The sequence below is a fragment of the Tsukamurella hominis genome (assembly GCF_965137015.1).
GTDB lineage: Bacteria > Actinomycetota > Actinomycetes > Mycobacteriales > Mycobacteriaceae > Tsukamurella > Tsukamurella hominis.
The window spans coordinates 21,223-45,358 of record NZ_CBCRZG010000025.1 but is presented as its reverse complement, the minus strand read 5'-3'; the positions used below and the strand labels follow the sequence as shown (position 1 = coordinate 45,358).

The window sequence follows — 24,136 nt, the reverse complement described above, 5'->3', positions numbered from 1 at the left end:
GATGGACGGGTGACGACTTCTCCCGCTCTGGACCTCAGCCACGTCGACGCCGGCATCCGCGTGCAGGACGACCTGTTCGGGCATGTCAACGGCGCCTGGCTGGACTCGCACGAGATCCCCGCCGACCGCTCCACCGACGGCGCCTTCTACGCCCTCCGCGACGCCGCGGAGGAGACGGTCCGCACGATCATCGAGGGGTGCGCCGCCGATGCCGGCGCGACCGGCGACGCCGCCCGGATCGGCGACCTGTACGCGAGCTTCATGGACACCGACGCCATCGCGGCCGCGGGCCTCGCGCCGCTCGCCGACGAGCTGACGGAGGTCCGGTGGGCGCAGTCGCCGTCGGACCTGGTGACGGTCCTCGGGCGCCTGCAGCGGACCGGCGTGAGCGGGCTGCTCGGCTACTACGTCGACACCGACGCCAAGCGCTCGGACCGCTACCTGGTGAACGTGGTGCAGAGCGGGATCTCCCTGCCCGACGAGGCCTACTACCGCGAGGAGCAGTACGCGCCGATCCGGGAGAAGTTCGCGGCGCACGTGGCCGCGACCTTCCGCCTGGCCGCGGACGTGCTCGAGGGCATCGTCGCCCCCGGTGGGGAGGACGCGGCCGCCGCACAGGTCCTCGAGCTGGAGACGGCGATCGCCGCCGGGCACTGGAACGTGGTGGCCCGCCGCGACGCAGACAAGGGCTACAACCTGCGCACCTTCGCCGAGCTCTCCGCCGAGGCGCCGGGCCTCGCGCCCGCCGCGTGGGTCGCGGCCGTCACCGGTTCCGACGGTGCCGCCGACGACGGCGCGGTCTTCGCTGAGGTGAACGTGCGGCAGCCGTCGTTCGCGGCGCACGCCGCGGACCTGCTCACCGACCGCCCGGTGGAGCAGTGGCGCACCTGGCTCGCGTGGCGAGTCCTGCACGCGCGCAGCCCGTTCCTCACGCACGCCCTCGTCGACGAGCACTTCGCCTTCTACGGCACGGTGCTGACCGGCACGCCGGAGATCCGCGATCGCTGGAAGCGCGGCGTCACGCTGGTCGAGCAGTACCTGGGCTTCGCCGTGGGGGAGCTCTACACCGCGCAGTACTTCCCCGCCGACTCCAAGGAGCGGATGCAGGCGCTCGTCGCCGACCTGGTGGAGGCCTACCGCCGGCGGATCACCGACCTCCCGTGGATGACGCCGGCCACGCGCGAGCGCGCGCTGGAGAAGCTCGGCAAGTTCACACCCAAGATCGGCTACCCGGATTCGTCGCGCGACTACTCGGCGCTGGAGATCCGCCGCGACGACCTGGTGGGCAACCTGCGCCGCGGCGAGGCCTTCGAGCACGACCGCGAGTTCGCGAAGATCGGGTCGCCCGTCGACCGCGACGAGTGGTTCATGACGCCGCAGACGGTCAACGCGTACTACAACCCGGGCATGAACGAGATCGTGTTCCCCGCCGCGATCCTGCAGCCGCCGTTCTTCTCCCCCACCGCCGACGACGCCGTGAATTACGGCGGCATCGGTGCGGTGATCGGGCACGAGATCGGCCACGGCTTCGACGACCAGGGCGCCAAGTACGACGGTGACGGGAACCTCGAGGACTGGTGGACCGACGCCGACCGCGAGGAGTTCGGCAAGCGCACGAAGGCGCTCATCGAGCAGTACGACGCGCTGGTTCCGCGGGAACTGGCCGGCGAGCCGGGCGGCTCCGAGCATCACGTCAACGGCGGCTTCACCGTGGGCGAGAACATCGGCGACCTCGGCGGCCTCGGCATCGCCCTGGTCGCGTACGGGATCGCGCGCGAGCGGGCGGGCGGCACCGTCGACGACGAGTCCACGCGGATCGACGACCTGACCGGACTGCAGCGGCTGTTCTTCAGCTGGGGCGTCGTCTGGCGCGGCAAGTCGCGGCCCGAGGAGGCGATCCGGCGGCTCGCGATCGACCCGCACTCCCCTGCCGAATTCCGTTGCAATGCCATCGTCTCGAATCTCGACGAGTTCTACGACGCGTTCGGCGTCGATGCCGGGGATCGCCTGTTTTTGGACCGCGACCGCCGCGTCTCGATATGGTGAGAACCGATCAGTAACGACTTTCCGAACGACCCGTCCAGCAACCGGCGGAACCCTTGATGTAGCCCCGCGTCGAACCGGCGCGGAGAACGGGTGGCCGTGCACTCACGCAAACAGTCCAGTGAACAACTCCCTTCCGTCCTCGGTGTCGTCCATGAGTCACCCGAGGTCCCGCTCGAGGAACTGACCCTCAGCGAGCGGATGGGCGAGATCGCGAGGCTGCTGCGAGAGCAGTCCGCCGACTCGGAATCGCTCCTGACGGCCGCCACCCAGTTCGCCGTGGACCAGGTGCCCGGCGCCGACTTCGCGTGCGTCACCCTCGTCGATCCCAAGGGCGGTATCTCCCACCCCGTCGTGATCGGCGAGGAGGCCCAGCGCGTGGCCGACGTACAGCGCGATCTGGAGGAGGGGCCGAGCGTGGGCGCCACCTTCGAGTCGACCACGATCCTGTTGCTGGAGGACACCGCCACCGACGACCGCTGGCCGCGCTTCGCCGCCGCCGCGCACGCCGCCGGCGTCGGCTCGATCCTCTCGTTCTGCCTGTACGTGCAGAACGAGGCGTACGGCACGCTCGACCTGATGGCGCGCGAACCGCACGCCTTCGACGCCGAGTCCATCTCCATCGGCTCGCTCTACGCCGTGCACGCCGCCGTCGCCTTCTCGGCCGTGCGCGAGAAGGAGCAGATCCGCGCCGCGCTGACCACGCGCGACGTGATCGGACAGGCCAAGGGCATGATCATGGAGCGCTACAAGCTGGACTCCGACGCCGCCTTCCGCCTCCTCGCCCGCCTCTCCCAGGACAGTAACGTCCGCCTCGCCGAGGTCGCCGAGCAGGTCATCGACGCCGGGCCCGAGTAGACCGACGGTCCGCCGACCGCGGCGGGACCTCCCATGACGACGCCGCGTGGGGACGACCACGCGAGAGGTTGCGGCGGTACTGCGCACCGCGGCGACCATCAGCACGATCGTCCCCGCGCCGCACCGAATCCCCCACCGGACGCCGCGACCCACGCCGTCAAAGGGTATGCGCGATACGCATACCCCTTCACCCAAGAAACACCTACTGATCTGCGCCGATGCAGGCATGCATGAGGCGCATGGCTTCTCCGAGCGGTCGCGCCCCACCCGCCGGGGCCTCACGCGCCGGCAAACCCTACGGTTCGAGCACGACCCCGTCGGCGATGAGAGGCTTACCGTCGATGAGCAGGCTGCCCGCGCCGCCGGGGGCACCCGTGCGGAGATCCTTGACGATGTCCCAGTGCAGCGACGAATCGTTGGTGCCCTTGCACTCGGCGTAGGCGCGCCCCAACGCGATGTGCACACTGCCGAGGATCTTCTCGTCGATGAACAGATCGCCGGTCCAGGTCTGCACCACATCGCTGGTACCGATGCCGAGCTCGCCGATCCGCGCGGAGCCCCCGTCGGTGGCGATGAGAGCGCGCGCCACCTCCGCGCCCCGCGTCGCGGAGACCCCGGTGACGAGCCCGTCGGTGAACTCCAGGCGCAGGTCCTCGAAGGAGCGGCCGGCGAAGACGAAGACGCCCGGGAACGTGATGTGCCCGTTCACCCCGTCGTCGAGCGGCGCAGTCGCCACCTCGCCGTCGGGGAGGTTCGCCTCGCCGGCGAAGAGCACACCGAGCCGGCCGGCGATGCGCATCGTCAGATGCGTGTCGGGCGAGACCACGGTGATGGTGTCGGCGGCGCTCACGGCGTCGGCCAGGGGCTGCCAGCGCCGACGGTGCGCGTCCCAGTCGTCGAGCGCGCCCGCGAAGAACTCGTCGAGCAACGTCGCGAAGGGCACGGCGATGCGCTCGGCCCAGTCCGCGGTGGGGATCCGCACCACGGCCCAGCGGGTGCCGCGCCAGCGCAGCGACGAGACGACGCCCTTGGCGGTGCGCTGCGCCGCGAGCTTCGCCGGCAGGTCGGGCAGATCGGACTCGTCCTCCGGCCACAGCATCGCCCGGAAGGAGACGTGCACCGTCGACCACTCCATCGCCGCGACCTCCACCGGCGCGGGTACCCGCAGCTCGTCGACGGTCCGCGCGGCGAGCGCATCGGCGTCGGCGAACTCGCTGGTGTAGACCGTCTGCACCGCGGCGCCGCGGCGGGTGGCCTCGCGGATGAGGGCGTGCGCCGCGGGGACGGCGGCGGCATCGTTGAGGAAGATGCTCACGCGGGAATCGGCGGCGATCTCCAGGCGGTGGGCGATGTGCACGCCGAGGCGGGCCCACCGGGGGTCGTCACTGGTCATGGCTCCTCAGTTCGTTCAGGTCGCTGACGATGTCGCGCGTGGCGCGGTAGAAGGCCCGGTAGGCGGCGCTCTGCCGGGCGTAGAGCGGGGCGAGATCGGTACGCGGCGCCACGGCCCGCTGCACGTCGACCCAGTCGTCGAGGCGGTCCGGCCGGGTCATCCCGACGGCGCACGCCGCGAGCATGGCGTCGCCCTGCGCGGCGCCCGATCCGCCGACGACCTCCTGCGGGTAACCGCTGATGTCGGAGATCGCCTGCAGCCAGACGGCGTTCTTGGTCCCACCGCCGACCGCGCGGATCCGGCTGGGCGCCAGGGACTCCGCCTCGTACGCGCGCAGCGCCTCGGCGGCCGACTGGGCGATGCCCTCGAGCACGGCGCGGGCCATGTCCCCGCGGTCGTGCTCGAGCGAGAGCCCGAGGAAGCCGCCGCGGGCGCCCGCGTCGAACAGGGGCGTGCGCTCGCCGCTGAGGTGCGGCAGTGCCAACAGGCCCCGCGCGCCGGGCCTCGATCGTGCTGCGAGGTCGGCGATCTCGGTGAACACCTCGTCGATGCTCTCGGTGCCGGGCGCCAGGATGTCGACGTACCACCGGGTGAAGCTGCCGGCCGTCGCCGTGCCCGCGGCGGCGATGTAGCTGTCGCGGAAGACGTACGGCGCGGGCCACAGCACGGCGGAGGACACGGGCCGGTCCACGACCTCGATCAAGAAGTGCGAGGAGCCGTACATGAGCATCATGTCGCCGGGGCGGCGCACGCCCGCGCTCAGCGCCTCGACGGCGGCGTCGGGCGCGCCCACCAGCACCGGGGTCCCGGCCCGCAGCCCGGTCGCCGCGGCCGCGGTCGGCGTGACCTCGCCGACGACGTCCGAGGACCAGCCCAGATCGGGAAGCTGGTCCCGCCGGGGCGCGCCGGGCACGCCGTCGAGGTTCCAGTCGCCCGTGCGCCGGTCGTACAGCGGATGGTAGTAGGCGGCCGTGGCGTGGTCGGTGACCCGCTCCCCGGTGAGGCGGCCGGTGACGAACGTCTGGCAGGTCACGAAATGCGCGGCGGCCGCGAAGACCTCGGGCTCCTCGTCGTGCAGCCAGGACACCTTCGGTCCCGCGGACTGCGAGGTGAGGGTCGTCCCCGACCGCTCCATGATCTCGTCCTCGCCGAGCGCGGCGAGGGTGGCGGCTATCTGCGCGTCGGCGCGCGTGTCCACGCCGTAGAGGATCGCGGTGCGCAGGGGCCTGCCCGAGGCGTCGATGGGGAGCACGCACGGGCCGATGCCGCTGCACGCCACCGCCGCGACCTCGGCGGGATCCACGTCGCCCTCGGCGAGCAGGCGCGCCGTCACCTCGACGAAGCCGGCCCACCAGACGGTCTCCGGGTCGTGCTCCACGAAGCCGGGGCGGGGCACCGTCACGCGGTGCTGCCGGCGGGCCCGTGCGACGACGGTGCCGTCGGCCCGCAGCAGCACCCCCTTCGTCTCGTAGGTGCCGATGTCGACACCGAGAACGACAGTCATGAGCTCAGTGTTTCGCGCGGATCAGAGCGTCGCGCGGAAATCGCGGACGGCGCCCATCAGCTCCTGCACGCGGGCCAGGTCGGCGCGGTTCTCGAAGACCCCGCCCTCCTTGAAGGCCGTGCCGACCACGGCACCGTCGGCGATCGCGAGCTGCTCGGAGGCGTTGGCGGCGCGGACGCCCGTGTTGACGAAGACGGGCACGGCGCCGGCGGCGTCCTTGACGATGCGCAGCGACTGGGTGTCGGTGGGGGCGCCGGCGGTGAGGCCGGAGACGCAGAGGGCGTCGGGCTTGGTGGCGAACACCGTGGTCTCGGCGATCGACTTGAGGCTGCGCTCGGCCATGTAGGTCGCCGACTCGGGAACGATGTTGAACAGGAGCTTGACGCCCTGGCCGCCGATGCGGTGCCGGTAGCGCGCCACCTCGCCGACGTTCGTGTCCCACATCCCGAAGTCGCTGGCGTACACGCCGGTGAAGATCTCGCGCACCCACTGCGCACCGGTGGCGACGGCGAGGTCGATCGAGGCGCGGCCGTCCCACAGCACGTTCACTCCGTGAGGCACCGACAGCTGCGGCAGCAGCTCGGCGATGATGCGCGCCATGGTGATCGCGGTGATCGGCTCGGTCTTGGTCAGGTACGGGAGGCTGAACTCGTTGGAGACCATCACGCCGTCGACGCCGCCGCTCTGCAGGGCCTCGAGCTCGGCCTTCGCCCGGTCGACGATCGCGCCGATACCGGCCTTGGTGTCGTAGCCCGGGTCGCCCGGAAGGGCGGAGAGGTGGAGCATGGCGATGACCGGCTTCTTCGTGCTGAAGACGTCGTCGAGCCAGGTGGTGGTGGTCATGGGGTCCGTCTCTTTCGTCGGTGAAGACACGCACCGGGTTTCGGGCGCGCGGGTTTCGTTGTGGTGGATCGGGATCGAGTGTCAGCGTTGGTCGGCGAACACGGTGCGCACTCCGGCCGCCTCCGCGGCGCGGATCACGTCGGAATCGGGGGCCGCGTCGGTCACCAGTAGATCGGCCGCAGCGAGCGGCGCGACCTGCGCGAGGTGTGCGCGGCCGAGTTTCGTGCGGTCGACGACCACGATGAGGCGGTCGGCGGATTCGATGGCGGCGCGCTTCACCGCGCTCTCGTCGCGGTGGTAGTCGCTGTAGCCGCGGGCGGCGTCCACGCCGGACACGCCCATCACGAAGGTGTCGCAGTTGTAGCGGCGCAACGCGGAGACCGCGTCGTCGCCGATCAGGCTGTGCTCACCGGGACGGACGGTACCCCCGGTGAGCACCACGGTGGTGCCGGGCTCGTCGGCCAGTTCGACCGCGACCAGCACGCTGGGCGTGACCACCGTGAGCTCGAGCCGCCTACCCCGGATGGCGCGCGCCACCGCGAGGGCGGTGCTGCCGCTGTCCAGGATCACGGTCTCCTTGTGGTGCAACAGGTTCGCAACCGTCGCGCCGATGTGTTCCTTGCCCACCGACTCGGCACCCATCCGGGACTCGAAGGTGGGCTCGACGAACTTGCCGGTCGCGATCGCGCCGCCCATCACCTTGCGCACCAGACCCTCGACCTCGAGCGCGTCGACGTCGCGGCGCACCGTCATCTCGGAGACCTGGAAGCGGCCGGCGAGCGAGGCGAAGTCGACCTCGCCCTGCTCCTGCACGAGATCGCGGATCAGGCGCCGCCGCTCCGTGACGTCGAGTGCCATGGCCCGCTCCCCTCGTGCTCGTGTCGGTGATGAACGATTGTGACTTTATCACAGCCATGTGATCACCACCACCACGTCCCGAGAATTTTTCACCAAACTTGCCGAAAGTTCTTGCGATCCACGTCACACCGCTCTACATTTTGATGTGATTTAACAACAGGACGCTCGTCCGCATCGACCCCCCGGAGGCATCATGACCCCACCACCGACACTGGAGAGCTCGGCACCGTCCGGCTTGCTCGCCCGCATCGGTATCCCTCCGAGCATCGCGTGGGGCTTCGCCGGCGTCTTCCTGTTCATGATCGGGATCGGCCTCGAGATCAGCTGGCTCAGTCCGTACCTCACTGACCAGGGCATCAGCGTCAGCGTGGTCGCCTCGATCTTCTCGGTCTACGGCATCAGCGTCTCGATCTCGTCGTGGATCTCGGGCGTGGTCTTCGAGATCGTCGGCGCCAAGCGCACGATGCTCCTCGCCTTCGTCCTGTTCGCCGCCGGCACAGCGCTGTTCGTCGGGGTCGGCGTGCAGCAACAGGCGGTGTGGGCACTGTTCGCCGGCTACGCGATCAAGGGCTTCAGCTACCCGCTGTTCTCCTACTCCTTCCTCGTGTGGATCGCGTACCGCGCTGTGCCGGAACGCCTCAGCACCGCCTACGGCTGGTTCTGGGTCGCCTTCTCCGGCGGTATGAGCGTGGTGGGCGCCTACGGCTCAGGGCTCATCATCGACGCCATCGGGCCGGTGCCCGTCCTGTGGTCGACGGTGCTCTTCGCCGGTCTCGGGACCGCGGCGATCGTCCTGCTCAACCGCGACGACATCACGCCGAAGCCGGCGCCCGCCGCCGACCGCTGGCGCGAGCTCTTCTCCCTCGTGACGATCCTGCGCGATCAGCCGCGACTGGCGCTCGTGATCGGCATCCGGATCGTGAACACGCTGCCGCTCTTCGCCATGCCCGTGTTCATGCCCCTCTACCTCGAGGACTACGGCTTCACCACGGCGGAGTGGCTCGCGGTCTGGGGCACCACCTGGCTCGCCAACATCGCCTTCAACCTGGTCTTCGGCTACCTCGGCGACCAACTCGGCTGGAAGCGCGTCATCTCCTTCGTCGGCGGCATCGGCTGCGCGCTGTCCACGCTGGCCTTCTTCTACGCCCCGCAGGTCTTCGGCCACAACTTCACCGCCCTGATGATCGCCGGCCTGTGCCTGGGCGCCTGTGTGGCGGGCTACATCCCGCTCGACGCGATCGTCGCGAACTTCGTCGAGGACAACAAGGGCGCCGCGATCTCCGTGATGAACTTCGGCGCCGGCCTGTCCACGCTCGTCGGGCCGCTCATCGTGGCGATCTTCGCCGAGCCCTTCGGCTACACGTCCGTGGCGTGGGTGCTCGCCGGCCTGTACCTCGCGGTGGGCGTGGTGATCTGGTACCTGGTGCCCCGCACCGCCGCGACGAACGATACGGACGCCACCGCCACGACGTCCGACGCCGCCGGGGCGACCGAGGCGTGACCTCCTCCCCGGGCACCGATCCGGCCGTCGTCGACTGCGATGCCGGCCGGATCACCGGCCGGCGGGCCGGGGCGCTCCGGCGTTTCCTCGGCGTCCCCTACGCCCATCCGCCGGTCGGCGCGCGCCGCTTCGCGCTCCCCGAGGCGGCCGCACCGTCGGACGTGGACGCGGGCGCCTTCGGCCCCACGCCCCCGGCCTCGTTCGTCCTGCCCGCCCCCTTCACGTACCCGGAGATCCTCGGGGACGACTGGCTCACGCTCAACGTCTGGACCCCCGCGGAACCCGACGGTCCGCTCCCCGTGCTGGTCTGGTTCTACGGCGGCTCCTTCGCGATGGGCAGTACCGCGCAGGGCGTCTTCGACGGAGCCGCGTTCGCCCGCGACGGCGTGGTCTTCGTCTCCGTGAATCACCGCGTGGGCATCGAGGGCTTCGCCCACCTCCCCGACGCCCCGGACAACCGCGGCCTGCACGACCTGGTCTGCGCGTTGGAGTGGGTGCGGCGAAACATCGCCGCGTTCGGCGGCGATCCGGCCCGGGTGACGATCGCGGGCGAGTCCGCCGGCGCGATGAGCGCCTCGGCGCTGGCCGCGTCGCCGCACGCCGGTCGCCTGTTCGCGGGCGCGATCTGCCAGTCCGGCATCGGGCTCGCGTACGACGCCGAGACCGCCGCCCGGCCCACGCGGATCGCCGCCTCGCGGCTCGGCCTCGCCCCGACCGCTGCGGACCTGCGCACCGTCGACCCGCGGACCGTCGGGCGGGCGGTCGCGGAGGTGATGGCGGGGATGCCCCCGCACCGACAGGCCACGCTGTTCACGCTCGCACGGGACGCAGACCTGGTGCCCGAGAGCCCCGTCGACGTCCTCTCCCGCGGCCCGGCCGCCGTGCCGATGATCATCGGGCACAACGCCGCCGAGGCCGACCTGTGGCGCACGCCCGGCGTCTTCCCACCCGCGTGGGCCGACGGTGCACCGGACGCCCGGATCGCCGAGGAACTGACCCTGCTCGGGGCCCATGAGACCGTCGTCCACGCCTACCGGGAGCGGTTCGACGACGATGACGCCTTCGTCGAACTCGTCTCCGACGGCCTGTTCTGCGCCCCGTCGCTCCGGGCCCAGCGTGGGCAGGGACGCAACTGCCACGCGTACCTGTTCACCTGGCCGTCGCCGCTCCTGAGCCGCAGCGCGTTCCACGCCCTCGACCTCGGCTTCGCGCTGGACAACGTCGACGATCCGGCGTTCGCCCGGCACGCGGGCCCCCGACCGCCGCGGACACTGGCCGCAGCGATGCACGGCGCATGGGTCCGATTCTGCGGCGCCGGCTCACCCGGGTGGGATCCGTACTCCAGTGAATCGGACATCGCAGTCTTCGGGCCTGCGGAAAGCCGTGACCTGGACCTTCTGTCGACGTGGGGAACACGGTCGTAGTCACGGGTTCGAACTGCGACGATTCCGACCCTCTGTTCACATCGCAAAACACCGTCTGGTGTGATTGTCTGTCGTCGGCGAGAGACGAACACGGGTTCACCTCGATTCATCGCCGGGAACGTCTCACGAGAAGAGGGAGATCATGTCCACTAGTCCCACGAACAACCCGAACCCCCCGAGCGCCCCGCTCGGGCCGGGGCAGCAGTTCGTCAACGAGGTGCGCGGCTTCGCCGCGGATGTCGCCAAGCGCACCTGGCAGACGGCGGTCGCCATCGGCGCCATCGCCGCGATCCTCGGCATCGTGCTCCTCGCCTGGCCGCAGCCGACGCTGCACGTCGTGGCGATCCTGTTCGCGCTCTACCTGCTCATCACCGGCGTGCTCCAGATCGTCGCGACCTTCGGCGTGCTCTCCTCGCAGAGCTTCTGGTGGCGCCTGCTGACCTTCCTGACCGGTGCCGTCTCGATCGTGCTGGCCGTCGTCGCGTTCCGTAACGTCGTCGAGTCGCTCGTGATGCTCGCCATCTGGATCGGCGTGGGCTGGATCTTCCGCGGCATCGCGGGCCTGTCCCTCTACACCGACTTCCCGAAGGGCGCCCCGGGCAAGGTGTGGGGCATCATCCTGTCGATCATCTCCATCGCGGCCGGCGCCTTCGTGGTGATCTACCCGTACGACTCGATCCCGTCGCTGGTGCTGGCCACCGGCATCGTCCTGATCGTGCTCGGCCTGGTCGAGATCGTCCACGGCATCCAGATCCGGTCGAACATCAACCGCCTGCACCCGCAGGTCTGATCCGCACTCGCCGGCTCGCCGGCTCCGTTCGGCACACGGAAAGGGCCGGCACCGTCTCTCGACGGTGCCGGCCCTTTCGGCGTTCACGCCGCGGGGCGGTGAGTCCTACTCGTAGGTCTCGCCGGCCTCGGCCTTGGCGACCAGCGAGGCGGGCGGGGTGAACTGCTCGCCGTACTTGCCGGCCAGGAAGTTCGCCTGCGCGACGAACGCCTTCGGACCCGCGAGGCCCTCGGCGGGCGTGCCCGGGCGGCCCTCGTAGGTGTTGATGTACTGGAGCACGCCGCCGGTCCAGGCCGGGAAGCCGATGCCGAAGATCGAGCCGATGTTGGCGTCGGCCACCGAGGTGAGCACGCCCTCGTCGAAGCAGCGGACCGTCTCGATCGACTCGATGAAGAGCATGCGCTCCTGGAGCTCGTGGAAGTCCGGCGTGACGCTGCCCGACTTGAAGTGCTCCTGGAAGCCCTGCCACAGGCCGGTGCGCTTGCCGTCGGCGTAGTCGTAGAAGCCGGCGCCGTCCTTCTTGGACGTGCGGCCGTTCTCGACCATCCAGTCGACCACGGCGAAGGCACCGTGCTGCGGCACGTCCTTGCCCTCCGCCTTGAGGGCGGTCTCGGTCGCGAGGCGGATCTTCTGCATCAGGGTGAGCGTGAGCTCGTCCGTCAGCTGCAGCGGCGCGGCCGGGTAGCCGGCCTGCTGGCCCGCCTGCTCCAGGTACACCGGGTCGACGCCCTCGCCGATGGCCGCGAGGGCCTCGTTGATGAACGTGCCGATGACGCGGGAGGTGAAGAAGCCGCGGCTGTCGTGGACGACGATCGGGGTCTTCTTGATCTGCAGGGTGTAGTCGATCACCTTCGCCAGGACGGCGTCGGAGGTCTTCTCGCCCTTGATGATCTCCACCAGCGGCATCTTGTCGACGGGGCTGAAGAAGTGGATGCCGATGAAGTCCTCGGACCGCTTGACGCCCTCGGCGAGGATGGTGATCGGCAGCGTCGAGGTGTTGGAGCCGAGGATGGCGTCGGGCTCGACGATGTCCTCGATCTCCTGGAAGACCTTGTGCTTCACCTCGACCGATTCGAACGCGGCCTCGATCACGAGGTCCACGCCGGCGAAGTCGGCGGCGTCGACCGTGGGCGTGATGCGGGCGAGCAGCTCCGCCGACTTCTCGGCGGTCGTGCGGCCCTTGGCCAGTGCCTTCTCCTCGAGCTTCTCGGAGTAGGCCTTGCCGCGCTTGGCGGCGTCGAGGTCGATGTCCTTGAGGACGACCTCGATGCCCGCCTTGGCGGAGACGTACGCGATGGCCGCGCCCATCATGCCGGCGCCGATGACGCCGACCTTCTTGGCCTGGTACTTCTCGAAACCGTCGGGGCGCGAGCCGCCGCCGTTGATGTGCTGCAGGTCGAAGAAGAACGCCTTGATCATGTTCTTCGAGACGCTGCCGGTGGCCAGCTCGGTGAAGTAGCGCGACTCGATCTCGAGGGCGGTGTCGAAGTCGACGTAGGTGCCCTCGAACGCGGCGGCCATGATGGCCTCCGGCGCCGGCATGGGCGCGCCCTTGAGCTGCTTGCGCAGGTTGGCCGGGAACGCCGGGGCGTTGGGGGCCAGCGTCTTGTCGATCGGCGAGCCGCCGGGGATGCGGTGCCCCTTGACGTCCCAGGGCTGCACGCCGCCCTCGGGGTTGGCCTTGATCCACGCCTTGGCGGCGGGGAGCAGCTCCTCGACGGTGCCCACGACGTCGTTGACGAGGCCGGTCTTCTGCGCCTTGGTCGGGTTCATCTGGGTGCCCTGGAGCAGCACGCCCATGAGCGCGCCCTGCAGGCCCAGCATCCGGACGGTGCGGGTCACGCCGCCGCCGCCGGGAAGCAGGCCGAGCGAGACCTCGGGGAGGCCGATCTTGCTGCCGCGCGCGTCCGCCGCGATGCGGTGGTTGGCGGCGAGGGCGATCTCGAGGCCGCCGCCGAGCGCGGCGCCGTTGATGGCGGCCACGACGGGCTTGGGCAGCTTCTCGATACGACGGAGGTCCTTCTTGATCTCCTGGACGTTGTCGAAGACCTGCTGCGCCTCGGCCGGGGTGGCCTTGCGGATCTCGGTCAGGTTGCCGCCGGCGAAGAAGGTCTTCTTCGCGGAGGTGATGACGACACCGGTGATGGACTCGACCTCGGCCTCGAGGCGGTCGACGGTGGCGCGCATGGACGTGCCGTACAGCTCGTTCATGGTGTTCGCGGAGCTGGTCGGGTCGTCCATCGTCAGGGTGACGATGCCGTCGGCGTCCTGCTCCCAGCGGATCATGTTGTCAGACATGTTTCTTCAGTCTCCTGTTGTTCCGGCGGGCGATCAGACGCGCTCGATGATGGTGGCCGAGCCCATGCCGCCGGCGATGCAGAGCGTGATGAGGCCGTAGCGGCCCCCGGTGCGCTCCAGCTCGTCGAGCACGGTGCCCACCAGCATGGCGCCGGTGGCGCCGAGGGGGTGGCCCAGCGCGATGGCGCCGCCGTTGACGTTGACCTGCTCGCGATCGAGCTTGAAGTCCTTCATCCACTTGAGCACGACCGACGCGAAGGCCTCGTTGAGCTCCCAGACGTCGATGTCGTCCTTGGTCAGGCCGGCCTTGGCGAGCACCTTCTCGGTGGCCGGCGTGGGGCCGGTCAGCATGATCGTCGGGTCGGCGCCGGTCGACGCGGTGGCGACGATGCGGCCGCGCGGGGTCAGGCCGGCCTTCTTGCCGCCGGCCTCGTTGCCCACGAGGACCAGCGCGGCACCGTCGACGATGCCCGAGCTGTTGCCGCCCGTGTGGACGTGGTCGATCTTCTCGACGGTGGTGTACTTCTGCAGCGCCACGGCGTCGAAGCCGCCCATCTCGCCGATCACGGTGAACGCGGGGCGCAGCTTGCCGAGGTCGGCCGCGGTGGTGCCGGGGCGACGGTGCTCGTCGTTGTCGAGCACGACGAGGCCGTTCTGGTCCTTGACGGGCACGACGGACTTGGCGAAGCGGCCCTCGTCCCACGCCTTCGCGGCGAGGTCCTGCGACTGCGCGGAGTACTCGTCGACGTCGTCGCGCGAGAAGCCCTCGATGGTCGCGATCAGGTCGGCGCCGATGCCCTGGGGCGCGATGTAGTTGTCGTAGCTGTACTGCGGGTCGTAGAACAGCGCACCGAAGTCGGAGCCCATCGGCACGCGGGACATCGACTCCACGCCGCCGGCGAGGACCAGGTCGTCGCCGAGGGCCGAGCCGACCTTCTGCGCCGCCATGTTGGTGGCCTCGAGGCCCGAGGCGCAGAAGCGGTTGATCTGCACACCCGCGACGGTGTCCGGCAGGCCGGCCACGATCGAGGCGGTACGGGCGATGTCGGCGCCCTGCTCACCCACGGGCGAGACGACGCCGAGCACGATGTCGTCGATGGCAGCCGGGTCGAGGTTCTCGTTCCGGTCCTTGATCTCGTCGATCAGGCCGACCACCAGGTCGGTGGGCTTGATCGCGGTCAGCGAGCCGTTCTTGAGCTTGCCACGGGGCGTGCGGATCGCCTCGTAGATGAATGCGTCAGACACTTGGTCTTCCCGTCCTTTCGAAGAAGGTGTTCCCGGCCCCGCGGATACCACGAGAGACCGGCACTCCCCCAGGCTAACCGTCTGTAGCTTATTTGGAAAGACCAGCAGGTGAACACTCATCTACTACGCCCAGTATGGGCTATTGTGATGTTCATCATGGCACCAGCACCTCGCACCGCGGGCACGCGCCTGCGCCCCGCCGAGCGGCGTCGACAACTGGTCGACGCCGCCACCGCGCTGTTCCTCGAGCAGGGCTACGGCAAGGTCTCGGTCTCCGACATCGCGCGCGCCGCCGGCATCAGCGGCCCCAGCGTGTACCGGCACTTCCCGGACAAGGAGGCCATCCTCGCGGCGGCCATGCGCTCCGCCGTCGACGAGATGGCGGAGACCACCGCGCGCGTGCTCGCCCGCCCCGGCGCCACCTTCGAGGACCTCTCCTCCGCGGTCTTCGCCATGGCCGTCTCCCGCCCGGGCCCGCTGGCCCTGTGGCGGTGGAACCGGCGGCACCTCACGGCGGAGCAGGCCCGCGAGATGATCGCCGCGAGCGAGGGCGTGCTCGGCTCGTGGACCGAGGTACTCCGCCGCGACCACCCGGAGCTCACCGACGACGACGCCCGCGTCCTCACCTGGGCCGTGCTCGCCGTCGGCGGCTCCGTGCCGCCCAGCCGCGGCCGCATCGGCATCCGCCGCTACCGCGCCGACCTCGAGGTGATCGCCCGGCGGGTGCTGCGCGCGGCACCGTCGACCGCGCCGGAGCTGCCCGCGCCCCCGCCGCACCGCGCCCCCGTGGTGCGCAGCGACGAGATTCTCGACGCCGCCTCCGAGCTCTTCTTCTCCCGCGGCTACAGCGCCGTGAGCATGGACGACATCGGTGCGGCCGTGGGCATCTCGGGCCCCAGCGTCTATGGACACTTCCCCTCGAAGGGGTCGATTCTGGTGGGCATCGTCGCCCGGGCGCGCGCCGCGCTCGAGATCGGCGTCGTCGGCGCGGCCGGGGTGTCCGACGGTGACCCCCTCGCCGAGTTGCGCGCGCTGGTGCGTTCCTACGCCGCGAACCTGGTCAGTTCCACCGACCTGGCCGTCGCGTTCACCGTCGGCCGTGAGGTGGTCATCGAGTCGGGCGGCGAGGCGCTGCTCGCCGCGCAGAAGGCGTATGTCGCGCGCTGGGTGGCGCTGCTCGCCGCCGGATCCGACGGCGACATCGACCCCGCCGGCGCCCGCATCGCCGTCGGCGCGGCCATGACCATCGCGAACGACTTCGCCCGCACCCGCCGCCTGCGCGGCCGCCCGCGCTTCCACGACGAGCTGGTCCACCTCGTCGACGCCGCCCTGGGCATCTGACTGTTCGACCTTCGGTGCGTGTCGGCGACGACACGCCGACGGCCCGTCGCAGGATTCCACCGAAGGTCTTGGCGAGCGGAACCGCCCGGCGGACTGGCGCGTCCAATTGACATGGGAACGAGGACGCGGGAGCTCGAGGCCGAGATGACCTCACACCGGATCCGGGCCGAGTACCAGCAGGTCATCCACGGCATCCGAGTCCCCGTGAACGACGAGATCGACTTCGCCGAGCGTCGGCGCGCAGTGATGCAGGCCTATCCGCGGGCCGTGTTCTGCGGGTGGACCGCTGCTCGGATGCACGCGGTGCCCTTCGCGGACGACGACGCCCGTCCGGTGGAACTGTGGCTCCCAGAGCACCGTCGACGAGCGGGCCTGGTGATCCGGCGATGCGCGCTACCGGCATCCGACGTCCTGCGGCGGAAGGGGTTCGCGCTCACCACCGAGGTGCGTACTGCCGTCGACCTGGCGCGGTTCGTCCCGGGCGACGAGGCGATCGCCGCCGTCGATCAGTGTGTCCACATCGACCGCTCCGGCCGGCAGGTGACCTCCGTCGAGGAGATGCAGGCGTATCTCGCGTCCCACCCGTACCTCCACCGGGCGGCTCGGGTTCGGGAGGTGCTCACCGAGGTCGACGGGCGGGCCGAATCGCCCCAGGAGACGCACACCCGACTGCTCCTGCACCGCGCCGGCCTGACGGTGTTCGTCCCGCAGATCCGGATCGGGCGCGGCCTGTTCCGGGTGGACCTCGGCGCCGAGGAGTACAAGGTCGCGGTGGAGTACGACGGCGGGCACCACCGCGGACGCGAACAGCATCGGGCCGACATCAAGCGCTGGAACCGGCTCCAGCACGACTACGGCTGGACGGTGGTCCTGGCGAACGACGCCTCCCTCAGCACGGGCCGGGCGGAGCTGCTCCGCCAGGCCCGCAAGGCACTGTCCGACCGCGGCTGGACACACGCATGACCTTCGGTGCGTGTCGGCGACGACACGCCGACGGCCCGTCGCAGGATTCCACCGAAGGTCCGAGCGGCGGACCGTCGGGCTACCAGCGGTTGATGTGCAGGACCGTGTCCAGCGGGGCGCGCTTGGCGGGCTTGAAGTCGGTGCCCTTGGTGTAGGCGACGGGCAGCAGCACGCCCTGCCGGACGGTGGCGGGAATGCCCAGCGCCTCAGCCACTTCCCGCTCGTACTCCAGGTGCAACGTGGTCCACGCGGACCCGAGCCCGCGCTCGCGCAGCGCGAGGGCCAGGCTCCACGCCCCGGGCAGCAGCGAGCCCCACAGCCCGGCCTGGTTGCCCGCCGGCAGCTCGCCGCCGGGCACGTGGATCGCGCCGATCACCAGCGCGGGCACCTGCTCCATGACCTCGGCGAGATACGTGGCGCTGGAGGCCACCTTCTCGGCGGTCTCGAGGTCCGCCGGCGGCTTCGCCGCCCGCGCCGCCGCGCCCGCCTCGGCGTACGCGAAGTAGGACTTGCGGTAGTACTCGGCGACGACCTTCTTGGGCTCGGGGTCGGTGAGCACGATCCAGTGCCAGCCCTGGGCGTTGCTGCCCGACGGGGCCTGCAGCGCTACCTCGAGCGCGTCGGTGATGACCTCGAGCGGCACCGGCCGCTCGAGGTCGAGGCGCTTGCGCACCGATCGGGTGGTGGTGAGCACCTCGTCGGCGGTCAGGTCCAGGTGCGGGAAGTCGAGAGCCATGCCTCGACCCTAGCCAGAGAACCTAGCGCGCGCGGGCCGAGCCGCTCCCCCGCTTGGCCCGATCGAGCGTCGCGAGGGACTTCTTCGCGGCGGCCAGCTCGGCCTGCAGCGCCGCGACGCGATCGGCGGCGGCGTCGCGGGCCGCGGAGAGCACCTCGTCGACGGCGGCCTGCGCCTCCTTGTCACCGAGCCCGGCCAGCGCCTTGTGCAGCGCCGGCAGCGGGATCTCCTGCGCACCCGCGGGCTTCTGCGCGTTCCGGGTGACCTTGAGCGAGGCCGTGTTGTCGGCGCCCACGTACACCGTGATCGCGACCGACCGGGCGGCCCGCGCGGGCGTCGCGGCGCCCGCCGACTTCGGCGGTGCGGATTTGGGGGTCGCGGCCCTGGCGGCCGCCGCCTTCGGCGCGCGCTTGACCGGTTTCGGCTGCTTGGTGGAGCGCAGTTCCCGTGCCTCGTAGGGCAACTGGTCGTCGACGCCGGTCGGCTTGACGGTGACGACGACGCCGTCGACCGCGACGACCCGGGCGGAGGCTCCGGCGGCCAGCCCGAGGCTCGGCACGCCCTCGACGAGGTAGACCAGCGGCTTCTTCCCCTCGGCGAGCGCGGCGGCGTAGCGCCCGAGATCCTCGGCGGTCAGGGTCTGTTCGGCCATCACTTGACTCCCTTCACCAGCGCGGGCACCACGGACTTCTCGATCGTGTCGATGGCGAGCGGGCCGCCGTACAGAAGGGCGTCCACGCCGTTGGTCCTGTCCAGGATGATGATCGGCACGCCGTAGGTCAACGAGGACGGGACGCCGTCGAAGCCGCCGTTGCCGCCCGCGGCGTCGGTGCGCGCCACGACCGTCCGGTCCACGTCCCTCGAGTTCACGGCCTTGTACAGGTCCGCCGACGCGAGCGACAGCCACGACCCGGTGCCGTCGACCGGGGTCTGCGTCGCGAAACCGAGCTGCCCCAGCACCTGCAGCGCGTTCGCCGAGGAGCCGGCGAGCTTCGTCGCCGTACCGTCGAAGTGCACGACGTCCAGCTTCTTGCCCGCGAACTCCGGGTGGGCGGTCCGCAGCGCGGTGATACGGCCCTCGTACGTCTTCTTCACGGCCTCGGCGCGGTCCTTCGCCCCCAGCGCCTCGGCGATGAAGGCCAGCTGCTGCTGCCACGTCCAACCGGCCTTCCCCTCCGCGGACACCGCGATGGCGCGGCCGCCGGCGAGCGACTTGAGGTCCTTGACCTTCTCGGCCGCATCGGGATCGGTGTCGAGGATCAGGTCCGGCTTCGCCTTCTCGATCGCCGACGTGTCCGGGTTCGTCGAGGTGCCGGCGCTCGGCACGCCCGACAGCGCGGGGACCCAGGCGGGCAGCTCCGACTTCGGGCCGTTCGCCCCCGCAACCACCTCGAAGCCCAGGGCGGAGACCAGTTCCGCGTCGCCGACGCCCAGCGCGACGATCCGCTGCGGCCGGTCGCCGAGCTCCGTCGTGCCGTTGACGTCCGTCACCGTGCGGGAGCTCCAGGCGTCCAGGGCCGGCCGTCCCTCGTCGTCGCCACCGCCGCCCACGAGGACGATGCCGAGCACCACCGCGAGCAGCACGACCAGAGCGGCCGCCCCGCCGATCAACAGCTTCTTCCGGTTCGACGACCCGGCCCCGGTCCCGCCGAGCGCGGGCATCGACGGCGAGCTCGGCCCCATCGGTCCGCCGGGCCCCCGCGGACCGACCGGCCCGACCGGACCCAGCAGCCCCGTCGGCGCGCCGGGCGGCAGGCCCTGCCCACCGGGAACCGGCGACGGCGGGCCCGGCTGGTTGTACCCGGTGGCGAGCGCCGGGTTCGACGGTGTCCCCTGCCAGTTCACGCCCTGCGGCGCGGTGGGCGGCGCCATGCCCGCGGCGCCCGACATGCGGCGCGCGGCGGCGGCCAGGGCGTCGGAGAACTCGCCGGCGGTGCTGAACCGGTCCGCGGGGTTCTTCGCCATGGCGCGGCCGAGCACGTGGTCGATCTCCGGCGAGAGGTCGGGCCGCTTGAGCCGGACGCTGGGCGGGTTCTGGCTGATGTGCGCCAGCATCAGCTGCCCCGAGACGGTGGAGGTGAAGGGCGGCGCGCCCGTGAGCAGGACCACCGTGGCGCAGGCCAGGGAGTAGACGTCGGCCCGGTGGTCGACGGGGTGCCCCAGTAGCGCCTCCGGCGCCGTGTACGCCAGGGTGCCGACGACGGTGCCCGCCTGCGTGTTCTGGCCGACCTCGGTCTGCGCGGCGCCGATCCCGAAGTCCGCGAGCTTGACCTGCTCGCCGCGGCGGCCGCGGTCGACGAGGAAGTTGGCGGGCTTGACGTCGCGGTGGAGGATGCCGTGCTGGTGCGCGTAGTCGAGCGCGTCCGCGACCTGCTCGATCACGGCGACGGTGCGGTCCAGGCTGAACGGGCCCTCCCGCTGCACGGTCTCGGCGAGGTTGCCGCCCTCGACGAGCTCCATCGCGATCCACAGGTGCCCGTCGGACTCGCCGCGGTCGTACACGTCGACGATGTGCGGATGCTTGAGCCCGGCGATCAGGTCGGCCTCGCGGTCGAACCGCGCGCGCACCGACGGATCCGCCGAGAGTTGGCTCTGCAGCACCTTCAGCGCGACGGACCGGGGCAGCGTGCGGTGCCGCACGCGGTACACCGTGCCCATGCCTCCGGTACCGAGGACCGACTCGATCACGTACCCCGCGATCGATTCACCGGGTTCCGACGCCACGAACACACCTCCGCTCCTGTACGTGTACAGCGGTAAGAATCTACCGCGACGCAGGTTGCGCGGTGCTTAACGTGAGGTTGGCGGCTCGTCGGAGGGGCCGCGCTCTCCCGTCTTGCCCCACCGGGGCGCGGTCGGCGGCTGCACCGGGCGGCGCCGCGGGCCGCGGTCGTCCTGGCCCTGCGAGGGCCGCACCCAGCGGTCCCCGCCCTGCTTGCGCTGGGCGCCGGTGCCGCGTTCGTAGGGCGGCGGGGGCAGCGGCCGCACCGGGCGGGGCGGTCGCTGCGGCGGCACGGGCGGCGGGGGCGCCTGGTACTGCGGGACGGGCGGCTGCGGCGCCGGGGCACCGGGCGCCTGCGCTACCGGCGCCGGGGAGGGCGCGGCCTGCGGCGGGACCGCCGGCTGCGCGTGCCGGCCGGGGACGCGCGGCGGGACCGTCGCCTGCGGGGCCGCGGGCGGTTGCGGCACTGCGGCACCCGGCGCCAGCCGCGGCGGCGCGGGCACCTGGCGCGGCAGGCGCTGCGCCGGCTGCTGCGGAGCGGCGGCCGTGATCGGCTGCGCTTGCACGTCGCAGTAGCGCAACTCCTCGTCCGTCGGGTTGAGGACCACGTCGAACGGGGCGCGGCGGCCGATCCGCACCGCCACCACCGACGGCGAGACCTGCGCGACGACGAGGTCGGCGTTCGCCCGCTGCGGGGCGCTGCCGGGCGCGCGCAGGGTCAGCATGGTGCGCTCGGGCACGGCGTCGGCGGGGGCACCGTCGAAGACGGTGATGTCCGCCGGGCGTCCCCCGGGGCCGTCGGCGATCCGGAAGCGCGAGGGGTCCGCCAGGGTCGCGGTGAGGGTGGCCCACTGGGCCGGTCGGTCGGTGTGCACCGCGACGGACGCGCCGGCGCCGACGGAGCGGAGCAGCACGAGCTGCAGCGGGATCAGCTCGGTCGCGAACTCCACGACGAGCGTCTCGGGGACGGGCGAACCGTCGAACAGGGGCAACGCGACGGCGTCCGTGCCGGAGACGCCCCAGACGGGGCCGGCGGGGCCGACGGGGATCTCCACGGTGCCGAGGCCGTCCAGGCGGGTGGAGGGCAGGTCGACGACGCTGGACCCGCCGCCCGGCAGGGTTCCCCGCGCGAGTTCCATCTGCCGGCCCGGCATCGGCACGAGCGCGTCGTCGAGATTGTCGACGATCGGCACCGCGGTGTCGTAGCGGACCAGGCCGCTGATCTCCACAGGCGCCTGCGCGTCCGCCTTGCGCATGCGCAGCACGACGGCGGTGCTGTCGCTGTCGAGGCCCCACCAGCGGTCGAGCTTCTCCGTGGACGTGCGGACCGGGTCGATCAGGTAGACGGTGGCGAACTCGGTGCCGTGCTCGATGTTCTGCCAGTTCTCGGTGCCGCCCAACGGATCCGCGCCGAAGGTCATGCGGGCGTCCACCCCGGCCAGCTCCGCGGCGGGCAGCGCCCGCGCGCGGATCAGGCGTTCCTGCAGCCGCTGCTCGAGCCGCCGCGTGGCGGCCATGAGGGCCTTCGGGCCCGCCGTGCGCGACGGCCCGCGGCGCACGATGCCCGCGAGGTTCCGCTGCGTGTTCACGCGCAGGACGAGCCACGTCGAGCGCTCCGCCATCGCGGCGTAGAACCGGACTCCCTGCGAGTACGAGGCGCGGTACGCGGGGCCGGGCGGCACGCGCCGGCCGGCGGAGACGATGTCGATGTCCACATCGAGGCCGTACTGCGTCATCATGGTCGCGAGCAGGTCCAGCGGAACCGTCTCCGCGGCGAAGGCCCGGCCCTCGCGCAGCCGGGTCTCCGCCGGGTCTGCGGTGAGTTCGATCGCCGAGACCAGTTCGAAGCCGTCGCCCTGCCGCACGCCGACACCGTCGACGTCGATGACCCGCCCCGGGATGTCCCCGGACGCGCGGCGCCGCCGCCGCAGGTACCGGTAGCGGGCCCCGATCTTCTCGCTGAGCACGGTGCCGTGCACCGAGACGAAGGCGACCAGGGCGCCCAGCACGATGAGGGCGATCACCGACCACAGCGGCCAGCTGCCGCCGACCAGCGCGAACAGACTCGCCGAAAGGACGGCCCAGATCAGCGCGCGGCGCAGCGAGATCCGGATGCCGACCGGCCGGCGCAGCCGCGCGACTTCGGGATGCGTCGGGGCCTCGGCGACCGCCGCCGTCGTCACGGGCTCCGTCATCACGACCTCCGCTTCCGGCCGGGTCGCGTCAGCGCGACCACGCCACCGATCACCAGCAGCACCACCGCGCCCGCGCCGGCCACGATCGCCGCGGTGCGCCGGGGCCTCGTGTCGGGTTCGGGCGGGGGCGGCGGTACGAGCAGCTTCTCCACCGACTGCGGGTCGATGTCCGCGTCGATGGCGGGCACCTTCGCGGTCAGGGCCGCGACGGGGTCGATGAGCCCGCGGCCCACCTTGTTGTCCGTGCCGCGGCCCGGCGCGTGCGCCGTGGCCACGAGCCGCGCGGCCGCCTCGGTCGCCGACAACTGCGGGTACCGCGCGCGGACGAGCGCCGCCGCGCCCGCGGCGTAGGCCGCCGCGAACTCCGGACCGGCGAAGGGCACCAGGTTCCGGTCGACGGGGGCCGCGTTGACCACGCCGTCGCCGCCGCGCGAGCTGAGCGAGACGATGCCCGCTCCCGGTGCGGCCACGTCGAGCCAGGGGCCGTTGAGCGATCCGGGCAACGGCGTGCCCTCCGCGGTGGTGGCGCCCACCGAGAGCACCTGCCCGTCGAACCAGTTCGGGGTCGCGACGGTGGTCACCTGCCGCCAGCCGCGCGGGTCGTCGGGCTGCCCCGGGTCCGGGTCGGGGTTGGCCTTGCAGTCGTTCGCACCGACGGTGCCGCCCTGCCGGTCCGTCGCGCCCGCGCCGGCCACGACCAGCGCATCCTTCGCGCGCAGCGCGTAGGCGACGGCGCCGCCGACCTCGCGCTGGCGGAACTGGTTGTCGGCCGCCATGCAGACGGGCTCTGGCACGACGATCACCTTCGCGCCGCGGTTGGCGGCGCGCACGATGGCACGGGCGATGCTGCGTGCGTTGACCGCGGCACGGCCGAGGTTGGGGTCCGCGTCGTCCGCCGGACTGTTCTGCAGGGAGAAACCGGCCGAGTCCACGCGGATCGACAGGATCCGCGCGTCCGGGGCCACGCCCACCACGCCGTCGCCCGCCGCTGGTTGTGCGCCGATGATGCCCGCGACCAGGGTGCCCGTCGAGTCGCAGTCCAGCAGGCCGCGGTCGGCGGCCACGATGTTGTCGCCGGCGCCGTCGAGGCCGCGCAGGCGGGCCTGGGGCCGGACGCCGGTGCTCAGGACCGCGACGGTGACCCCGGCACCGGTGGAGAACTTGTGCGCCTCGTCGATCCGCAGCGTGGTGGCCGGCGCGGGGGCCGCGGCGAGGTTGGAGTTCGGCAGGACGCCGGGCTCCACGCACCGCGGATTGTTGTTGCGCAGCGGGCGCTCCGGGCCGTCCGTGTCGGGCGGCGCGCCGCCGATGTCGGCGACGGGCGGCACCACCGCGCCGGAGACGGCCGGGGCCCAGGCGCCGGCAACGACGACGGTGGCGGAGACGGCCGCGATCGCGGCCGCCCTCGGGAAACGGAGCACG

At 71.7% G+C, this 24,136-nt stretch carries 18 protein-coding genes; 7 read left to right on the top strand and 11 right to left on the bottom strand.

Annotated elements, in window-relative coordinates:
• Nucleotides 1–9 precede the first annotated feature (9 nt).
• Nucleotides 10–2,046 carry a M13 family metallopeptidase gene (locus ACM9LD_RS21835; RefSeq protein WP_415678634.1) on the top strand — a complete coding sequence of 679 codons (2,037 nt, stop codon included), beginning with the start codon at nucleotides 10–12 and terminating at the stop codon, nucleotides 2,044–2,046.
• Between the two features lie 198 nt (nucleotides 2,047–2,244).
• Nucleotides 2,245–2,901 (top strand): GAF and ANTAR domain-containing protein, encoded by a 657-nt coding sequence (locus ACM9LD_RS21830; RefSeq protein ID WP_415678633.1) that lies wholly within the window; start codon nucleotides 2,245–2,247, stop codon nucleotides 2,899–2,901.
• Between the two features lie 295 nt (nucleotides 2,902–3,196).
• On the opposite strand, the gene ACM9LD_RS21825 is transcribed toward ACM9LD_RS21830, so the two are convergent.
• From ACM9LD_RS21825 to ACM9LD_RS21810, 4 genes are all read right to left on the bottom strand, one after another.
• Entirely contained in the window at nucleotides 3,197–4,294 is a 1,098-nt protein-coding gene (locus ACM9LD_RS21825) for an aminopeptidase (RefSeq protein WP_415678632.1), read from the bottom strand.
• Complete coding sequence (locus ACM9LD_RS21820; protein WP_415678631.1) at nucleotides 4,284–5,798, bottom strand: FGGY-family carbohydrate kinase; 1,515 nt, start codon at nucleotides 5,796–5,798, stop codon at nucleotides 4,284–4,286. The genes ACM9LD_RS21825 and ACM9LD_RS21820 overlap by 11 nt, the downstream gene beginning before the upstream one ends.
• A 21-nt stretch (nucleotides 5,799–5,819) precedes the next feature.
• Nucleotides 5,820–6,641: a BtpA/SgcQ family protein gene (locus tag ACM9LD_RS21815; RefSeq protein ID WP_415678630.1), complete on the bottom strand. Its 822-nt coding sequence runs from the start codon at nucleotides 6,639–6,641 to the stop codon at nucleotides 5,820–5,822.
• 81 nt (nucleotides 6,642–6,722) lie between these two features.
• Nucleotides 6,723–7,499 (bottom strand): DeoR/GlpR family DNA-binding transcription regulator, encoded by a 777-nt coding sequence (locus ACM9LD_RS21810; RefSeq protein WP_336669646.1) that lies wholly within the window; start codon nucleotides 7,497–7,499, stop codon nucleotides 6,723–6,725.
• 193 nt (nucleotides 7,500–7,692) lie between these two features.
• Here ACM9LD_RS21810 and ACM9LD_RS21805 point away from each other — a divergent pair, with 193 nt between their 5' ends.
• The 3 genes from ACM9LD_RS21805 (at nucleotide 7,693) to ACM9LD_RS21795 (ending at nucleotide 11,214) form a co-directional block, all read left to right on the top strand.
• A complete protein-coding gene (locus ACM9LD_RS21805) occupies nucleotides 7,693–9,000 on the top strand; it encodes an MFS transporter (RefSeq protein WP_415678629.1) in 1,308 nt (435 codons plus the stop codon).
• Nucleotides 8,997–10,424 (top strand): carboxylesterase family protein, encoded by a 1,428-nt coding sequence (locus ACM9LD_RS21800; RefSeq protein ID WP_415678628.1) that lies wholly within the window; start codon nucleotides 8,997–8,999, stop codon nucleotides 10,422–10,424. Before ACM9LD_RS21805 ends, ACM9LD_RS21800 begins: the two co-directional genes overlap by 4 nt.
• 142 nt (nucleotides 10,425–10,566) lie before the next feature.
• Nucleotides 10,567–11,214: an HdeD family acid-resistance protein gene (locus ACM9LD_RS21795; protein WP_415678627.1), complete on the top strand. Its 648-nt coding sequence runs from the start codon at nucleotides 10,567–10,569 to the stop codon at nucleotides 11,212–11,214.
• Between the two features lie 105 nt (nucleotides 11,215–11,319).
• Here the strand turns inward: ACM9LD_RS21795 and ACM9LD_RS21790 are convergent, their stop codons facing one another.
• Both ACM9LD_RS21790 and ACM9LD_RS21785 read right to left on the bottom strand, forming a co-directional pair.
• Complete coding sequence (locus ACM9LD_RS21790; protein WP_415678626.1) at nucleotides 11,320–13,512, bottom strand: 3-hydroxyacyl-CoA dehydrogenase NAD-binding domain-containing protein; 2,193 nt, start codon at nucleotides 13,510–13,512, stop codon at nucleotides 11,320–11,322.
• A 33-nt stretch (nucleotides 13,513–13,545) separates the two neighbouring features.
• Nucleotides 13,546–14,757, bottom strand: coding sequence for an acetyl-CoA C-acetyltransferase (locus ACM9LD_RS21785; protein ID WP_415678625.1), 1,212 nt, complete (start codon nucleotides 14,755–14,757; stop codon nucleotides 13,546–13,548).
• A 156-nt stretch (nucleotides 14,758–14,913) separates the two neighbouring features.
• On the opposite strand from ACM9LD_RS21785, the gene ACM9LD_RS21780 reads away from it, so the two are divergent.
• Together ACM9LD_RS21780 and ACM9LD_RS21775 are read left to right on the top strand one after the other, a co-directional pair.
• On the top strand, nucleotides 14,914–16,098 hold the full coding sequence (locus ACM9LD_RS21780) for a TetR/AcrR family transcriptional regulator (RefSeq protein WP_415678624.1): 1,185 nt from the start codon (nucleotides 14,914–14,916) through the stop codon (nucleotides 16,096–16,098).
• A 111-nt stretch (nucleotides 16,099–16,209) separates the two neighbouring features.
• Nucleotides 16,210–17,061, top strand: coding sequence for an endonuclease domain-containing protein (locus ACM9LD_RS21775; RefSeq protein ID WP_415678623.1), 852 nt, complete (start codon nucleotides 16,210–16,212; stop codon nucleotides 17,059–17,061).
• A gap of 79 nt (nucleotides 17,062–17,140) precedes the next feature.
• Here ACM9LD_RS21775 and ACM9LD_RS21770 read toward each other — a convergent pair whose 3' ends face one another.
• The 5 genes from ACM9LD_RS21770 to mycP form a co-directional block, all read right to left on the bottom strand.
• Complete coding sequence (locus ACM9LD_RS21770) at nucleotides 17,141–17,797, bottom strand: nitroreductase family protein (protein WP_415678622.1); 657 nt, start codon at nucleotides 17,795–17,797, stop codon at nucleotides 17,141–17,143.
• Nucleotides 17,798–17,819: 22 nt separating this feature from the next.
• Nucleotides 17,820–18,449 carry a hypothetical protein gene (locus ACM9LD_RS21765; protein ID WP_415678621.1) on the bottom strand — a complete coding sequence of 210 codons (630 nt, stop codon included), beginning with the start codon at nucleotides 18,447–18,449 and terminating at the stop codon, nucleotides 17,820–17,822.
• Nucleotides 18,449–20,521 (bottom strand): serine/threonine-protein kinase, encoded by a 2,073-nt coding sequence (locus ACM9LD_RS21760; protein WP_415678620.1) that lies wholly within the window; start codon nucleotides 20,519–20,521, stop codon nucleotides 18,449–18,451. Before ACM9LD_RS21760 ends, ACM9LD_RS21765 begins: the two co-directional genes overlap by 1 nt.
• A 66-nt stretch (nucleotides 20,522–20,587) precedes the next feature.
• Nucleotides 20,588–22,714: a type VII secretion protein EccE gene (eccE, locus tag ACM9LD_RS21755; RefSeq protein ID WP_415678619.1), complete on the bottom strand. Its 2,127-nt coding sequence runs from the start codon at nucleotides 22,712–22,714 to the stop codon at nucleotides 20,588–20,590.
• Nucleotides 22,714–24,135 (bottom strand): type VII secretion-associated serine protease mycosin, encoded by a 1,422-nt coding sequence (gene mycP / locus ACM9LD_RS21750; protein ID WP_415678618.1) that lies wholly within the window; start codon nucleotides 24,133–24,135, stop codon nucleotides 22,714–22,716. Before mycP ends, eccE begins: the two co-directional genes overlap by 1 nt.
• Between the last annotated feature and the right edge of the window lies 1 nt (nucleotide 24,136).

What these genes read in the sequence shown, in the direction of transcription:
- ACM9LD_RS21830 (WP_415678633.1), top strand. Translation starts at nt 2,245, where the DNA reads ATGGGCGAGATCGCGAGGCTGCTGCGAGAGCAGTCCGCCGACTCGGAA.
- ACM9LD_RS21825 (WP_415678632.1), bottom strand. Translation starts at nt 4,294, where the DNA reads ATGACCAGTGACGACCCCCGGTGGGCCCGCCTCGGCGTGCACATCGCC.
- ACM9LD_RS21820 (WP_415678631.1), bottom strand. Translation starts at nt 5,798, where the DNA reads ATGACTGTCGTTCTCGGTGTCGACATCGGCACCTACGAGACGAAGGGG.
- ACM9LD_RS21815 (WP_415678630.1), bottom strand. Translation starts at nt 6,641, where the DNA reads ATGACCACCACCACCTGGCTCGACGACGTCTTCAGCACGAAGAAGCCG.
- ACM9LD_RS21810 (WP_336669646.1), bottom strand. Translation starts at nt 7,499, where the DNA reads ATGGCACTCGACGTCACGGAGCGGCGGCGCCTGATCCGCGATCTCGTG.
- ACM9LD_RS21805 (WP_415678629.1), top strand. Translation starts at nt 7,693, where the DNA reads ATGACCCCACCACCGACACTGGAGAGCTCGGCACCGTCCGGCTTGCTC.
- ACM9LD_RS21795 (WP_415678627.1), top strand. Translation starts at nt 10,567, where the DNA reads ATGTCCACTAGTCCCACGAACAACCCGAACCCCCCGAGCGCCCCGCTC.
- ACM9LD_RS21790 (WP_415678626.1), bottom strand. Translation starts at nt 13,512, where the DNA reads ATGTCTGACAACATGATCCGCTGGGAGCAGGACGCCGACGGCATCGTC.
- ACM9LD_RS21780 (WP_415678624.1), top strand. Translation starts at nt 14,914, where the DNA reads ATGGCACCAGCACCTCGCACCGCGGGCACGCGCCTGCGCCCCGCCGAG.
- ACM9LD_RS21775 (WP_415678623.1), top strand. Translation starts at nt 16,210, where the DNA reads ATGGGAACGAGGACGCGGGAGCTCGAGGCCGAGATGACCTCACACCGG.
- ACM9LD_RS21770 (WP_415678622.1), bottom strand. Translation starts at nt 17,797, where the DNA reads ATGGCTCTCGACTTCCCGCACCTGGACCTGACCGCCGACGAGGTGCTC.
- ACM9LD_RS21765 (WP_415678621.1), bottom strand. Translation starts at nt 18,449, where the DNA reads ATGGCCGAACAGACCCTGACCGCCGAGGATCTCGGGCGCTACGCCGCC.
- eccE (WP_415678619.1), bottom strand. Translation starts at nt 22,714, where the DNA reads ATGACGGAGCCCGTGACGACGGCGGCGGTCGCCGAGGCCCCGACGCAT.